The organism is Alkanindiges hydrocarboniclasticus (assembly GCF_001982605.1).
In the GTDB taxonomy this organism is placed as follows: domain Bacteria; phylum Pseudomonadota; class Gammaproteobacteria; order Pseudomonadales; family Moraxellaceae; genus Alkanindiges; species Alkanindiges hydrocarboniclasticus.
This window is the reverse complement of the sequence record NZ_MLCN01000029.1, coordinates 100,185-114,645: the sequence shown is the minus strand read 5'-3', so window position 1 is coordinate 114,645 and position 14,461 is coordinate 100,185. Positions and strand designations below refer to the sequence as shown.

General features: G+C 46.6%; 15 protein-coding genes and 1 riboswitch. Of the genes, 6 read left to right on the top strand and 9 right to left on the bottom strand.

What is annotated here, in order from left to right; translation table 11 throughout:
• Positions 1-86: 86 nt before the first annotated feature.
• The 3 genes from BKE30_RS11545 to dksA all read right to left on the bottom strand — a co-directional run bounded on the left by BKE30_RS11545 (position 87) and on the right by dksA (position 2,428).
• Entirely contained in the window at positions 87-737 is a 651-nt protein-coding gene (locus BKE30_RS11545) for an esterase/lipase family protein (RefSeq protein ID WP_076878740.1), read from the bottom strand.
• Between the two features lie 231 nt (positions 738-968).
• The gene (gene gluQRS, locus BKE30_RS11540; protein ID WP_076878739.1) at positions 969-1,868 is read right to left on the bottom strand and encodes a tRNA glutamyl-Q(34) synthetase GluQRS; all 900 of its coding nucleotides are present in this window, start codon (positions 1,866-1,868) and stop codon (positions 969-971) included.
• A gap of 14 nt (positions 1,869-1,882) precedes the next feature.
• A complete protein-coding gene (gene dksA, locus BKE30_RS11535; protein WP_076878738.1) occupies positions 1,883-2,428 on the bottom strand; it encodes an RNA polymerase-binding protein DksA in 546 nt (181 codons plus the stop codon).
• A gap of 380 nt (positions 2,429-2,808) precedes the next feature.
• Here dksA and BKE30_RS11530 point away from each other — a divergent pair, with 380 nt between their 5' ends.
• Genes BKE30_RS11530 through BKE30_RS11520 form a run of 3 tightly spaced genes read left to right on the top strand, consistent with a single transcriptional unit; the run spans position 2,809 to position 4,330 of the window.
• The gene (locus BKE30_RS11530) at positions 2,809-3,411 is read left to right on the top strand and encodes a PAAR domain-containing protein (RefSeq protein ID WP_076878737.1); all 603 of its coding nucleotides are present in this window, start codon (positions 2,809-2,811) and stop codon (positions 3,409-3,411) included.
• A 2-nt stretch (positions 3,412-3,413) separates the two neighbouring features.
• Positions 3,414-3,956 carry a type VI secretion system amidase effector protein Tae4 gene (locus tag BKE30_RS11525; RefSeq protein ID WP_076878736.1) on the top strand — a complete coding sequence of 181 codons (543 nt, stop codon included), beginning with the start codon at positions 3,414-3,416 and terminating at the stop codon, positions 3,954-3,956.
• Positions 3,956-4,330, top strand: coding sequence for a hypothetical protein (locus tag BKE30_RS11520; RefSeq protein WP_076878735.1), 375 nt, complete (start codon positions 3,956-3,958; stop codon positions 4,328-4,330). The genes BKE30_RS11525 and BKE30_RS11520 overlap by 1 nt, the downstream gene beginning before the upstream one ends.
• A gap of 76 nt (positions 4,331-4,406) precedes the next feature.
• On the opposite strand, the gene cpdA is transcribed toward BKE30_RS11520, so the two are convergent.
• The 3 genes from cpdA to thiC all read right to left on the bottom strand — a co-directional run bounded on the left by cpdA (position 4,407) and on the right by thiC (position 7,994).
• Positions 4,407-5,249: a 3',5'-cyclic-AMP phosphodiesterase gene (gene cpdA, locus BKE30_RS11515; RefSeq protein ID WP_083698551.1), complete on the bottom strand. Its 843-nt coding sequence runs from the start codon at positions 5,247-5,249 to the stop codon at positions 4,407-4,409.
• 63 nt (positions 5,250-5,312) lie between these two features.
• Positions 5,313-5,939, bottom strand: a complete 627-nt coding sequence (locus BKE30_RS11510) for an NUDIX domain-containing protein (protein ID WP_076878734.1) — start codon at positions 5,937-5,939, stop codon at positions 5,313-5,315.
• A gap of 171 nt (positions 5,940-6,110) precedes the next feature.
• Positions 6,111-7,994 carry a phosphomethylpyrimidine synthase ThiC gene (thiC, locus tag BKE30_RS11505; RefSeq protein WP_076878733.1) on the bottom strand — a complete coding sequence of 628 codons (1,884 nt, stop codon included), beginning with the start codon at positions 7,992-7,994 and terminating at the stop codon, positions 6,111-6,113.
• 78 nt (positions 7,995-8,072) lie between these two features.
• Positions 8,073-8,194, bottom strand: a riboswitch (TPP riboswitch).
• Between the two features lie 182 nt (positions 8,195-8,376).
• Here thiC and BKE30_RS11500 point away from each other — a divergent pair.
• Positions 8,377-9,843 (top strand): TolC family outer membrane protein, encoded by a 1,467-nt coding sequence (locus BKE30_RS11500; protein WP_083698550.1) that lies wholly within the window; start codon positions 8,377-8,379, stop codon positions 9,841-9,843.
• Positions 9,844-9,961: 118 nt separating this feature from the next.
• Positions 9,962-10,714 (top strand): phosphate signaling complex protein PhoU, encoded by a 753-nt coding sequence (gene phoU, locus BKE30_RS11495; protein ID WP_076878731.1) that lies wholly within the window; start codon positions 9,962-9,964, stop codon positions 10,712-10,714.
• A gap of 146 nt (positions 10,715-10,860) precedes the next feature.
• Here phoU and BKE30_RS11490 read toward each other — a convergent pair whose 3' ends face one another.
• The 3 genes from BKE30_RS11490 to argH form a co-directional block, all read right to left on the bottom strand.
• Positions 10,861-11,166, bottom strand: a complete 306-nt coding sequence (locus tag BKE30_RS11490; protein WP_076878730.1) for a hypothetical protein — start codon at positions 11,164-11,166, stop codon at positions 10,861-10,863.
• A gap of 286 nt (positions 11,167-11,452) precedes the next feature.
• Positions 11,453-11,740, bottom strand: a complete 288-nt coding sequence (locus tag BKE30_RS11485) for an oxidative damage protection protein (protein WP_076878729.1) — start codon at positions 11,738-11,740, stop codon at positions 11,453-11,455.
• 93 nt (positions 11,741-11,833) lie between these two features.
• Positions 11,834-13,204, bottom strand: a complete 1,371-nt coding sequence (argH, locus tag BKE30_RS11480) for an argininosuccinate lyase (protein ID WP_406564683.1) — start codon at positions 13,202-13,204, stop codon at positions 11,834-11,836.
• 186 nt (positions 13,205-13,390) lie between these two features.
• Here argH and BKE30_RS11475 point away from each other — a divergent pair, with 186 nt between their 5' ends.
• On the top strand, positions 13,391-14,434 hold the full coding sequence (locus BKE30_RS11475) for a sensor histidine kinase (RefSeq protein WP_158073186.1): 1,044 nt from the start codon (positions 13,391-13,393) through the stop codon (positions 14,432-14,434).
• The last annotated feature ends 27 nt before the right edge of the window (positions 14,435-14,461 follow it).

Below are 14,461 nucleotides of genomic sequence, written 5' to 3'. Positions count from 1 at the left end.
TGTTTTTTTAAGACTCGGCTTCAACGTTAAAACACTAAAAACAGATTAAATAACGAGGATAAAACATGGGTCGAACTATATCTGAATCACGCTATATCTGAAATGTAATGGTTGCCTTTAATGCGTTGAAGAATTATCTCAGTGACCTGCTTATTCGCTGGTAGTAAGGAGTGAACCACAGGTAATTTAATCTGATCACTGATCAAGACTGAACTTACTTCAGCCAACGACACCACACCATCGTTGGCTTCCAAGCCAAATGGACTCCATTGACCAGAAAAGCCCTTGATGCCAACAATAGCAGTAATGGGGAGGTTTGGAATGCAGATTGCGCTCATTCGTTGTGATGAACCTAATAGATTGCCACAATCCCGTGTCACCCAGCGAAACAAGAGACGAAACATGGGAATAGCCTGAAATTTCTGAGCCAATAAAGCAGCTTGGATGGGGGAACCAAGTAAAAAAATATGTTTAGGGTTGCGGGTTTCTGTTGGTAATGCACGCAGCGCTGACCGAATCAAAACGCCACCTAGTGAGTGGCCAATCAGCACATAATCTCCTTGAGCAGCAACCGCTATAATGTGTTGGGTTAAGCGTTTCTCAATATGATCAAATGATTGCAGGCTAACAGAGTAGGCGAAACTAGCGGTATGTAGCCCTGCTTTTCTGAGACGAAAAAGCATGGGCCAGCCGGATAAAGCTGAACGCCCCATTCCATGTACAAACAAGACTTGCATGACTTATAAATCCTTAAATTATAATAGTTGGATAGCCTGTAAATTTAAAATCTGATAAAAATGACCTACTGAATTTTTATACTAACTAAATGAATAAAAGCAAATATTAATCGAATGATACTTATAATTTACAAGAAGATTTGTTTCTGAGAATAGAAGCAAAATCTACGAGGTAAGGATTTGGTTCAACCTTTATTGGATCAGCTTATTTTCGCAGTCAAATGAGTGTGCTTATTCAAAAATTTGAGTCAGCATCATATTGTGGTCAATAAGCTTTATATCCCACTGATCAACCGCCTGTATCAACATCCTCTGAGGGCTATCCACCTCAACATCCGGTTGATTAAGCGCATGTAACGCTTGCCGGATCAACAGCGGTGCTTGGTTCAAATTCAGCGGCTTGGCCAGATTCTGCTTGGACAGTTTCTGCCCTTGGGCATTCATTGCCAGTGGAATATGACAGTAGTGGAGTGAAGGTACTGCTAAACATTGCCCCAGCCAGATTTGCCGCGCCGTGTTGTCCAGCAAATCAGCCCCACGCACTACATGGGTAATGCCCTGCAATGCATCATCTACCACCACCGCTAACTGGTAACTAATAATGCCATCGCGGCGCTTTAATACAAAGTCACCCACAGTCTGGTTTAGGTTTTCGCAGCAATGGCCCTGAATCAAATCATCAAAGCAAATGGTGTGATCCGTAGTTTTTAGACGAATGGCATGCTGGTCAAACGGGAGGTTTAAATGATGGCAGGTTTGCGGATAAGTGCCTAATCCGCCTAAGCCGTTTGCAGACAAGCCACTAAGCTGCTTGCGGCTACACTGGCAGGCATAAATCAAATGATTGCTTTTTAATTGTTGTAGTGCCTGTTCATAATATTCCAGCCGGTCCTGCTGGTGAACTACCGGTTCATCCCATTCAAAGCCAAACGCTTCCAGCGCGGTTAAAATCGCAGTGGTCGCACCGACCTGAATACGTGGAATGTCAGTGTCTTCAATCCGTACCAGCCACTGACCATTCTGTGCCTTGGCTTCACAGTAACTGGCTAGCGCGGTAATTAGTGAACCAAAATGCAAAGGGCCGGTTGGCGATGGCGCAAACCGGCCCTTGTACGGTATTAAATCATGCATCAGTCCAGCAGCGGTTAACCGTGATTCTGCTTTTCCTTGATTTCAGCCAGCGTCTTGCAGTCAATACACTGTGTTGCGGTTGGACGCGCTTCCAGACGACGCAGGCCAATTTCAATGCCACAGGTATCGCAATACCCATAGTCTTCGTCTTCGATGGCTTGCAGCGACTGCTCAATCTTGCGGATCAGCTTGCGTTCACGGTCACGGGTACGCAGTTCAATAGCAAATTCTTCTTCCTGCGTCGCGCGGTCATTGATATCCGGCAGGGCAGACGATTCATCCTGCATGTGGCTCATGGTGCGATCCACTTCCTGCATCAGCTCATTGCGCCAGGCTTCCAGAATCTTGCGGAAGTGATCCAGCTGGCCTTGCGACATATATTCTTCTTTGGTACCCGGCTGGTAAGGTGCAATACCATATAAACCGGCTGGCACTTCTCCAGAGGCTTTATCTGTTTTCTTTGCAGCAGGTTTGCGGCCACGCTTTGTTGCTGGTGTTGTAATGTCAGCCAGTGCTGCAACTTGTCCGTTTGTTCCAGAATCTTGGTTTTCAATAGCCATTATGGGCATCCTCATCAAACACGTGTTATCTATACGCAAAAATAGGGGTAATATGCAACCCTTCAAACAAAAAATATCGACCAGCCGTTGCAAAAGCGCACGAATAATATAGAGATTCTTCTCAAGTTGATAGTTTAATTGGTAAACAAAGCTTTATCCAATGATTATACATCAGCTATCAAACTGGTTGAACAATCGGTAAATCTATTAAATGCAATACTCTCTACCGATCAGGGCTATATTGTTATGACCTAAATTTGAAACTTATAGTTACAAGTAAATCCCTTGGTATGCGAAACATTTCATGCTTTTAAAAGAAGTTTATCTTAAATATTTTTATGTTTTAATATTTATATTCTTAACTAAAAATAAAACTCCAAATGAAAGCATTAATAACCATCGGTTGTATGACTGATCATGGTGGAATCATTGTTTTGGGTGATTCATCATTTCTTGTTGAAGGTAAAGCTGTACATCTTGATGGGATGACACATTTTTGCCCAAAATGTAAAGTTCAATCTAGAGCAATTGCATCTAATGCAGGCTTTATGATTGTTGGGGGTAAAAGTATTGTTGCTGTCGGTGACAGCTCAACTTGTAGTTCAAAGTATTTTAAAGTTTCTGATTTGGTGGTAATGAGTAATGGTTTTGGGAGTGAACGTAATTCTACCTCATCATTAATTACAGCAAATAAATTAATTGAGCCCCAAAAAGAAAAACTGATTGAGAAAATATATTGGAGCTATGGCGATAAATTTATTCCTTTAGAAGAAAAATCAAGATTTTTTGACGACCTAAATCTGCATGTGGAAACTTTAGGTTATAGCCCAGGAGAAAGTGTTGATATAAAAGTAAATCCAGAATCATCAGAAATATATACTTTTCAATCATTTACTGTTTATATAAAATTAGACCCTAATGGCAAGGGTATTTTTAAAAATGTTTTCCAGGGTAAAACTATAATAATTGATACGGAATACTAATTATGACAGGTATAACTGCAACAATAGGTGGGCAATCTTCTACGATAAAAGCAAAGCGACCTTTATTTTCCGCGTTGTGGGAAAATTATCCAGTAAAAATGCCTGCTGCTGATGTGTATTCTATGGTTGGAGGTCAAGCCTTGGCTTTGTATAGAGAAAATCCAATTGGCTATGCGAATGCATGTGCTTTAAGGCTGAGTAGATCTTTAAACTATGGCGGCATGCCGATTAAGCAGTCAACAAAAGGCTATAAGGTCAACGGGAGCGACGATAAGCCTTATTTATTGAGAGTTCGTGAAATGATTACCTTTGTTGAGCAAAATTTTGGTGGTGCTGATATAAGATTTAAACCTCAGAGTAATGAAGATGTTTCCTTTCAGTTAAGAGGAAAAAAAGGAATTATTATTTTTAAAGTTTCAGGTTGGGGCGATGCGACAGGTCATGTGACATTATGGAATGGAAGTGACTGTGGGGACAGTTGTTACTTTATTCATGATCGCCCAAATGTAAGAACAACAGATATTTTATTTTGGAATTTAAGATAATGAAAGTCATCATTGTGCTCTTTAGTTGTCTGGTTACAGGCTCAGGTTATGCAGCCAGCTCTTTTAAACCTGTATTACATGCAGATGAACTAAATATAAAAAACTTTGGCTTTAGTTATTGCCTTACTAAAAGTAAAGATAGCCTTTTAAGTTCTGAAGCTTCTCTAGCCATGGGAGGGTTCTTTCAAAATGGCACTTATGAGGAACCAGCGTATAAAAACTTGCAAAAATATGTGGATGAATATATTAGTAGTGCAAATGATGTTTATCAAAGTACAGGCAAGTCTGCAATGTTGATTAACTGTCTGGATATGTATAATTCAAATGAATATAAGAGGATTATTGAAAAACAAAAAAATTATTTAATTAAATGAAACTTGTAAATAGTTATGATTTATCTTGCTCACAAATCTCTATTATTATGTACTAAATAAAAGTGGCTAAATACTATTAATAGCCATCACTTTGATAATCAATATAAAAATTAAATTCTTTCAGGCGGCAGACATCGGTTTCAAAATAGCCATTGGCATACAAATCCAGCCAGCGATAACCGGGGTTGGCGGTATCCAGCGTAAACTTGGCGCTCTTGGGCTTAAACTGAAGCGACGTGGAGGGACAGGATAAATAATTGACTTGCTCATGCATCTGCTCAAAAATCTGGTGAACATGCCCATGCAGCACCAGTTTGATATTGTTAAACGGTTGCAGGATTTTAAAAAAGGTCTGGCTGGTCTTAAGCATGTGCTGATCCAGCCATTCACAACCTACAGCTATTGGATTGTGGTGCAGGGCAATCAATACATGCCGGTTGCGCTGGCGTTCCAGTGCCTGTTGCAGGTATTCGAGCGTGCTGTTGCTAAAGCTGCCGGCAATTTCATGGTCAACGGTAGAGTCCAGCAAGATACAGCACCAGTTGCCAATGATGACTTCACATGGTAACTGGTTAATGCGTAGCCCGGAATGATAGGCTTCATCCAGATCATGATTGCCAGGAATGCAAAAATGCGGTGCCCTGATCGGTTCAGTGGTCAGCGGTTGCATGGTGGCTAAAAAGCGCTGGTAGGTTTCAGGTGCTGATTGCTGGGCAATGTCGCCTGTGGTCAGCAATAAGTCAATGTTAGGCTGTTGCTGCTGGATTAACCCGACCACATTTTGAAAGCTGTGCTGGGTATTTAGTCCCAGCAATTTGGTGGTCGGATCGGCAAACAGGTGCATGTCTGAACATTGCACCAGACGTAGGGGACGTTCTTGCGATAGCACCGAAGCCGGAATTTCAACCTGATAAATCACAACGAAACCCGCCTCCTGCCTGCTGTTTTACGAAATACTGTATGCTGGTAGTACCCGACTGTTTTATTGATTGGCCAGCGAGCACTGCATTGCCAGCCATTGCAAGGCTATGATCACAGGACTATTTTTTAAATATGTAGCCTGTCTTAACAATGTATGTAGCTGTTCATATTTTAGCACATGCAACCTGATATTTTCTGCCTCGTCCATGACACCAAAAATCTGGTTTGTGTGACTTAGTTCTGTATCCGCAGCATATAAATGAAACAATTCATTACAAGCTCCGGCAGACGGATAAAAACTGAAGATGAACTGCGGATTTGTAATGGTTACGCCAGCTTCTTCCAGTGCTTCGCGGATCACAGTGTGTTCAGCAGTTTCACCTGCATCCACCAATCCTGCCACAATTTCCAGTTGCCATGCACTGTCTTTATCATCAATAGCGCCAATCCGGAACTGTTCAATTAAGGCAAACAGTTGCTGCTTTGAATCATAGAGCAACACACCGGCTGCTTCTGGCCGCCTGACCAGCTCGCGCTGAATGGGCTTGCTAAAGCTTTGGTCTTCAAACAGGCGATGCCGGATTTCAATCTGTTCAATTTTGGCAAAACCGGAATAAACCGTGTTGCGGCTTAACACCTGTACGTCATCGGCTGAAAACATCAGGTATGGATTTTTTGCAACAGCCATGATTTAACTCCCGGTCAAGCGTGTATGACAAAAGGCAGGAAATCAACCCACCTTTCGTCGCATGGCTTTTTTGTGATAAGGCTTTGTCTTATTCCTGATTTAATGGATCTTTTTATCGAGTTTTGATCACCGGATAAAAAATTAATCAGGAATAAACCAAGCCATGACTATTTAAACTTCCTTATATAGCTGCTTGCCCTGCTTATGGTATTCCTCAGACATGGCATCCATTCCGGCTTGCACTTCTTCGTCACTCAAACTTTGCTGGGCAGCCTGATTTTTGGTGTAATCGCGTACATTCTGGGTGATTTTCATCGAGCAGAACTTCGGGCCGCACATGGAACAAAAATGCGCTGACTTATGCGCATCCTTGGGCAGGGTTTCATCGTGCATGCTGCGTGCGGTATCCGGGTCTAGCGCAAGATTAAACTGGTCTTCCCAGCGGAACTCAAAGCGCGCCTTGGACAGGGCATTGTCACGCACCTGCGCACCGGGATGACCCTTGGCAAGGTCAGCGGCATGCGCTGCAATCTTGTAGGTAATAATGCCATCTTTAACGTCTTTTTTGTCCGGTAAACCCAGGTGTTCCTTTGGCGTGACGTAACACAGCATGGCCGTGCCATACCAGCCAATCATGGCGGCGCCAATGGCCGAGGTAATATGATCATAGCCCGGTGCAATATCGGTGGTCAGCGGCCCTAGCGTATAAAATGGCGCTTCACCACACACTTCCAGTTGCAGGTCCATATTTTCCTTGATCATGTGCATGGGCACATGGCCGGGGCCTTCAATCATCACCTGCACATCATGCTTCCAGGCTTTTTGCGTGAGCTCGCCGAGGGTACGCAACTCGCCAAACTGGGCATCGTCATTGGCATCCTGAATACAGCCGGGACGCAGGCCATCACCCAAACTAAACGACACGTCGTATGCTTTCATGATGTCGCAGATGTCATCAAAGTGCGTATACAGGAAATTTTCCTTGTGATGCGCCAGACACCACTGCGCCATAATCGAACCGCCGCGCGATACAATGCCAGTCAGGCGGTTGGCAGTAAGTGGCACATAGCGCAGCAGTACACCCGCATGAATGGTAAAGTAATCCACGCCTTGTTCGGCCTGTTCAATTAAGGTATCGCGGAACATTTCCCACGTGAGGTCTTCGGCCACGCCATCCACTTTTTCCAGCGCCTGATAAATCGGCACTGTGCCAATCGGTACGGGCGAGTTGCGGATAATCCATTCGCGGGTTTCATGGATGTTTTTGCCGGTAGACAAATCCATGATGGTATCGGCACCCCAGCGGGTGGCCCAGGTCATCTTGGACACTTCTTCATCAATGGACGAACCCAGCGCCGAATTGCCAATATTGGCGTTAATCTTCACCAGGAAGTTACGGCCAATAATCATGGGCTCGGCTTCCGGGTGATTGATATTGGCCGGAATAATGGCACGACCAGCAGCGACTTCACTGCGTACAAATTCAGGCGTAATGATTTTGGGCAGGCGCGCTCCAAAGTTCTGGCCTTCATGTTGGCGCTGGTCGGTGCCTTCATACTGGCGCTGGGTTTCGCGGATGGCAATGTATTCCATTTCCGGCGTGATAATGCCCTGGCGCGCATAATGCAACTGGGTAACATTGACGCCAGTTTTGGCACGACGCGGGTTCTGGATATGGGCAAAGCGCAAGTCGGCGGTTTTAATATCACGGGCGCGCTGCTGGCCAAATTCGGAGGACAGGCCACTTAATTTTTCAGTGTCACCACGGGCATCAATCCACGGGCCGCGCAAATCGGGCAGGCCACGGGTCAGATCAATGGCAACATTGGGATCGGTATAAGGGCCGGACGTGTCATACACCAGCACGGGTGGATTTTTTTCACCGCCCAGTCCGGTTGGGGTATCGGTCAGGCTGATTTCACGCATGGGCACGCGAATATCCGGCGTTGAGCCTTCGATATAGACTTTGCGCGAGGCGGGTAAAATGCGGGTTAAATCCTGTGCTTCACGCTCATGTTGAGAGAGAGCAGGGTTGGGCGCAGTCAGTTGGTTCATGGCAGGATCCATTCTGTCGTGTCACATGGAAAGGAGGAGGATCAAGCAAAACCATAAATAAATATAAGGTACACTAGCCATCTAGTGTTGCTTGATTCCTACGCTGGTATTAACCAGATCAGGTTCAACGGTACTTATACTGCACTGGTTAATAGTGTGTATAATCTCAGCCTGTTCCACAGGCGCTCCGTCAAGCGGTATGTGCTGTAGATTAGTGGTTAATTGATCAATTGTCCATGACAGTTGCACAAAACAAAAACGGTATGCAATACGCCATAGAGGGCTATTTCAGGCGCAGTTCCGCAGTAATCGGCGGTTGGCTGGCATCCTGAAAACATGGCGCGGCATAGGCTTCACAACAATGAAATGAATAGCATGTGACATGATGAAAAAACAGGCAGCTAAAATCCGGACAGGACAGTCGGGACAGTCAAAAGCGTTATGGGTATGTTTGCTGGTACTGGTCAATACATCAGTCAGTACCTTGGGGTTTGCACAGGACTTGCTGGAAACTTACCGGCAGGCGCTGGCGCATGATCCCAGCTGGCAGGTGACCGTTAACCAGTATCTGGCCGACCAGCAGCAGGAACGGCTGGCCTTGGGCGGATTGCTGCCCACGGTGGGGCTATCAGGCGCCATTAATCGCAACCGCTTCCAGTCAGATAATCCGCAAAGCAACATGTTGCTGGGCCAGCCGGTGAATTCATCGGCCTCTACCACGCGTCAGGCCGCACTGGCTATCCGTCAGCCGCTGTTTCGCATGGATTTGTGGCAGCAGTATCAGCAGGCCAAAGTTGCCACCAGCTTAAATGACAGCCGTTTTATCAGTGATCAGCAAAATTTTATTTTAAGGGTGGCCGAAGCCTATTTTGAGGTGTTACGTGCGCAAAACCTGATTGGCACCTTAAATGCCGAAGTCACGGCCCTGCAACGGCAAATGAACATGATGCAAGCCCGCTTCAAGGAAGGCGTAGTGGCACGTACCGATGTCAGTGAGGCCGCTGCCCAGTACCAGAATGCTGTGGCCAATCGCATTGCCGGTGATAATCAGGTGATCAATGCGCAGGAAAATCTGGCAATTATTCTGGGCACTACCCCGCAAAATCTGGCGCCTTTAAGCAATGATTTTGAAGCGCAGTCGCCGGTTCCCAACCAAATGCAGGCCTGGGTTGATCTGGCCAAGCAAAAAAATCCGCAACTGAGTCAGGCGCGCTTGCAGTACCAGATTGCCGAAAAAAACCGCAAAATCCAGCAGTCCGGCTATTATCCGCAGCTGGATGTGGTGGCGCAAACCGGCTGGAACAAGCAAACCCCCGATAGCCTGATTAGCAATAATGGACGCAGTAGTGCCATCGGACTGGAGCTTAATCTGCCCTTGTACCGTGGTGGACGAACCCAGACTGCGGTTACACAGGCCAGTTATCAGGCCATTGCCGCACGTGACCAGATTGATGTGGCTGAACGGCAGGTTACCGGGTCAGTGCGTTCCTCATTTATTAACCTCAATACCGACCGTGCCCGCATCGAAGCGCGACAGCAAGCCCTGCAATCAAGTCGCCTGGTCGCGCAATCATCTCAGGCAGGTTATGATCTGGGGCTGCGTACCATGGTGGATGTGTTGCTGGCGCAGCGTAATTCATTTGCCGCCGAGCAGGATTACATCAATGCCCGCTATGACTATGTAATGAACATGCTGCGGCTGAAACATGCTGCGGGCCAGCTAGACATTGATGCCTTGGCAGAAATTAACCAGTGGCTGGAATACATGCCCGCTGGGAATGCATCCATTGTTAATCCGGCAACTGCCACTACAGCGGGCAAAAATATACCGTCTGGCACCACACCGTAATCCTGCCGGCCAGTTAAACCAGCTTGCACCGCTAAAACGATGTATAACAGGCTAACTGTCATCAAAATGTCATTAAAATTTGCTGTAATCAGTGCTAAAAAATTGAACAGGTTTGTTTATGCCCTCCACCAATAAAGCGGTGTTTAATCACCACATCTCCTCCCAGTTTAATGAAAACCTGCAGGACGTGAACACGCAGTTCATGAGCATGGGCGGACTGGTGGAGCAACAGGTGGCCAATGCCATCCATGCTTTGCTGGAAACCGATGCGGCACTGGCGCTCAAAGTGCAGTATGAAGACCAGACCGTCAACAAGATGGAAACGCAGATTGATGAGTCTCTAACCCTCATTCTGGCACGTCGCCATCCGGCGGCCAGCGATTTGCGTATGGTCATTGCCATTAGCAAGGCCAATACCGACCTTGAGCGGATTGGCGATGAAGCCGCCAAAATTGCCCGTATTGCGCAAACCCTGTGTGAAGAAGGCGAGTCACCACGCGGCTATATGGAAACCCGTCATATTGGAAACCAGGTGCGGGTGATGATTCATGAAGCACTGGATGCATTTGCCCGTCTGGATGCCGAACAGGCCTTGCGGGTGATGCAAGCCGATGCTGACATTGACCGGGAGTATCAGTCTGCAACCCGCACGTTAATGACCTATATGATGGAAGATCCGCGTCATATCAGTCGGGTGATTAATGTTTTGTGGATTTTACGCTCGCTGGAACGTGTGGGTGATCATGCACGCAATATTGCCGAGCAGGTGATTTATATGGTGAAGGGCCTTGATGTACGCCATACCAGCTATGAAGCCATTGAAAAGAAAATTCATGGCGACAGTCATAATAGCGATAATTCCAATAGCTAAGTGAGCAAAACAACGCACAAAATAAAACCACATGCTCTAAAAAGAAGCCTCATTAACAGGCAGCGCACAAAGCGACAGCGCATAAAAAAGCACGCGGTTTATTGTAGACCGCGTGCTTTTTGAAAAAGCTTTATTAATACTTAAAATTAAAACTCAATCTTGGTGACAACATCAGCATGCGCATTCTGGTCTTCCAGATGCTGGCTTTCAATGGTCAGTTTGGCTGGCTTGGCTTTAACGCTGGCCGGTACAGTTTCCTGCTCAGACCACTCTTCACAATAGGTATCATCAGCGCAAATGGCAGTTTGTGCCTTGTTATTGACTGTAAAAGCCAGTTGGCAATAATCACCGCTACAATCCATTCCAGTCAGGGTTGCTTCAACCGGGGCAGCAAAGGCAGCACTGGTGGCAACAACCAAACTGCTGGTGATCAATAAAAAACGCTTTAACATGATTGGAGCTCCAAAAGCACGGCAGGGAAATGGCCAAAATTTATGCGAAATATAGAGTAATTTGTGACCAATTACAACTTAATAACATGACTGGTGAAATCAGTCACATCACTTGCTTTTAAAGCAGAATGACCTAGCAAAAATTTATAAAAATGTAGAGTCAATGCTCTAATTATTAAAGGAAAAATAAAATGAATAAAAATCAAATAAAAGGCTAGACAGAGCTGTCTAGCCGATCTAAATCTATATACAAACAGCCTATAACTTTAGTCGTATAGGCCTTATATCAGGGTGAATTACCTTTAGCTTGACTTTCTGTCCAGCCTTCAGCCTTTTCTACATCCTGATTGTTGAAAAACTTTTCGCGCTGTTCTTCTAAAAATGCACGCGCTGCCGGTTCAAAGGCATTCAGGCGTTTTTCATTAATCAGCAGGGTCTGGTGCTTAAGCCATTCCTGCCACGCCTGTTTGGACACATGGTCAAATACGTCCTGACCTTTGGGGCCGGGGAACGGGGCAAATTCCAGCCCTTCCATGTCTTTTTGATACTTGCGGCAAAATACAGTACGGCTCATGTGATATCTCTATGTCGTGTTGATTCAATCTGTCCGGTTTGCTCTTTATAAAAGAGCAACCCCCTTTCTTAACACAAGAAAACCAGCAAGAATTTAAAGCTGTTCAATACGCTGATGCGCGCGTTCAATCGCGGCCTTAACCTGTGCCGGTGCAGTGCCGCCAATGTGATCACGCGCCGATACTGAACCTTCCAGCGTGAGTACCGCAAACACATCATCAGTAATCTTGTCGGAAAATTGCTGCAATTGCTGTAAGGTCAATTCGGACAAGTCTTTGTCTTCACGTACACCCAACGCCACGGCTTTGCCCACAATTTCATGTGCGTCACGGAAGGCGATGCCTTTTTTCACCAGATAATCGGCCAGATCGGTCGCCGTTGAAAAACCACGCAGCGCCGCTTCACGCATTACCGGAATATTCGGTTGCAGCGCCGGAATCATGTCGGCAAACGCCAGCAGACAGCCACGCACGGTATCCACAGCATCAAACAGTGGTTCTTTGTCTTCCTGATTATCCTTGTTATAGGCCAGTGGCTGGCCTTTCATCAAGGTCAGCAGGCTCATCAGGTCACCAAACACGCGGCCACTTTTACCACGCACCAGCTCGGGCACGTCCGGATTTTTCTTTTGCGGCATGATGGATGAACCAGTACAAAAGCGATCCGGGATCTGTACAAATTTAAACTGGGCAGACGTCCACAGGATCAGCTCCTCGCTCATGCGTGACAGGTGCATCATGATCAGTGAGGCTGCACTGCTAAATTCAATGGCAAAGTCACGGTCAGACACCGCATCCAAGGAATTTTCCGAAACGGCTTCAAAGCCCAGTAGCTCGGCAGTATAGGCCCGGTTAATCGGATAGGTGGTGCCTGCCAGCGCTGCCGAACCCAGCGGCATGCGGTTAACCCGCTTGCGGCAGTCAATCAGGCGCTCGGAATCACGCACCAGCATTTCAAACCATGCCAGCAAATGATGGCCAAAGGTCACCGGCTGTGCAGTTTGCAAGTGGGTAAAGCCCGGCATAATAGTGTCGGTGTGTTTGGCCGCCAGACTTAAAATACCGCTTTGCAGTTTTTTCAGCAAACCCAGCAGTTCATCAATTTCATCACGCAGGTACAGGCGGATGTCGGTGGCCACCTGATCATTACGGCTGCGGCCGGTATGCAGTTTCTTGCCGGTAATGCCAATCCGGTCGGTCAGGCGTGCTTCAATGTTCATGTGCACGTCTTCAAGGTCAATGCGCCATTCAAAACGGCCTGCTTCAATATCGGCCTTAATGGCGGTTAGACCGGCAATAATGTCGTCACGTTCCTGATTGGTGAGTACCCCAACCGAGGCCAGCATGGTGGCATGGGCAATGGAGCCGGCAATATCCTGTTTATAAAAGCGTTGGTCAAATTGCACAGATGCGGTAAATTCAGCCACAAAGGCGTCGGTAGCTTCACTAAAACGGCCACCCCACATGCCTGAGGTCGCATGATCGACAGGATTAACGACGCTTTCCCCAGCGGATGGGTGTTCAGCGGATTGGGGTTCAGCGGATTGAGAGGGTGTGGTCATATGGGTATCAGCAAATTAAAGCTAGGCAAAATAAAACCGATTATAGCAAATCCTGCGCAAAGATCAGCCTCGGCATACATTAGTGGCAATATGAGTAACCCTATACAAAACAAGGACGCGTTTTTTTTACCGGATTTTACGGAAAACCGTGCAGTGCTGGAACTGCTGGTCAGTACCAACCTGCTGGCGGTCATTCTGGCACTGATTGAAGCCAAAAGCCTGACAGACCTGCATTGGGGTTCGCTGGCGCAGTATGTATTTTTTGTCAACTGGGTGACCGTGTCATTTGCCTGGCTGGCTGACCTGTTGCGTGACTGGCTGCGTACCCGGCCACGGCTTGAGGCGGTAATCTGGAGCTTTGTGCTGCTGGAAGGCATTATTGCGTTCACAACCATTGTCTGCAATATCGGGCTGGCCTGGGCACTGGATGTGCAGCATCCCTGGTGGTGGCGGGTATTGTATCACCTGATTCTGGGCGGTTGCCTTGGCATGGTAATCATGCGTTACCTGTATGTGCGCGAGCAAATGATCAAGCGTAACCGAGCCGAGTTGCTGTCTCGCATTCAGGCCTTGCAGGCGCGCATACGGCCGCATTTTTTGTTCAATACCATGAACAGTGTGCTAAGCCTGATCCAGATTGACCCGCCCAAGGCTGAGGCAATGGTCGAAAACCTGTCGCGGCTGTTTCGGGTCAGCTTGAGTGCCAGTGGTGAAATCAGCCTGCTGGATGAAGTAAACCTGTGCAAAAGCTATCTGGATATTGAATCCATCCGGCTGGGTGAGCGCTTGCAAGTGGAGTGGCGGCTGCCCGATGACGATGACCTGTACGATACCAATATTCCATCACTGACCTTGCAGCCATTGCTGGAAAATGCCATTTACCATGGTGTGGAAAGCTTTAGTAATCCTAGTACAATTAGTGTTTTAATCGAGGTGAATGCCAAAGATGTCACAATCGTGGTGACAAATCCGTGTCAAACTGGTAAAACAGGCATACGAGCTGGCAATGGGATGGCGCTGGACAATATTCAGGAGAGGTTGCAGGCGTATTACGGGAAACATGCCCGGTTACAAACGCATCAAACCAATGGATTATTTACAACATATTTAAATTATCCACACGTGGAACAATAAAAAAAACATTGGTTATTTCAAGGATAA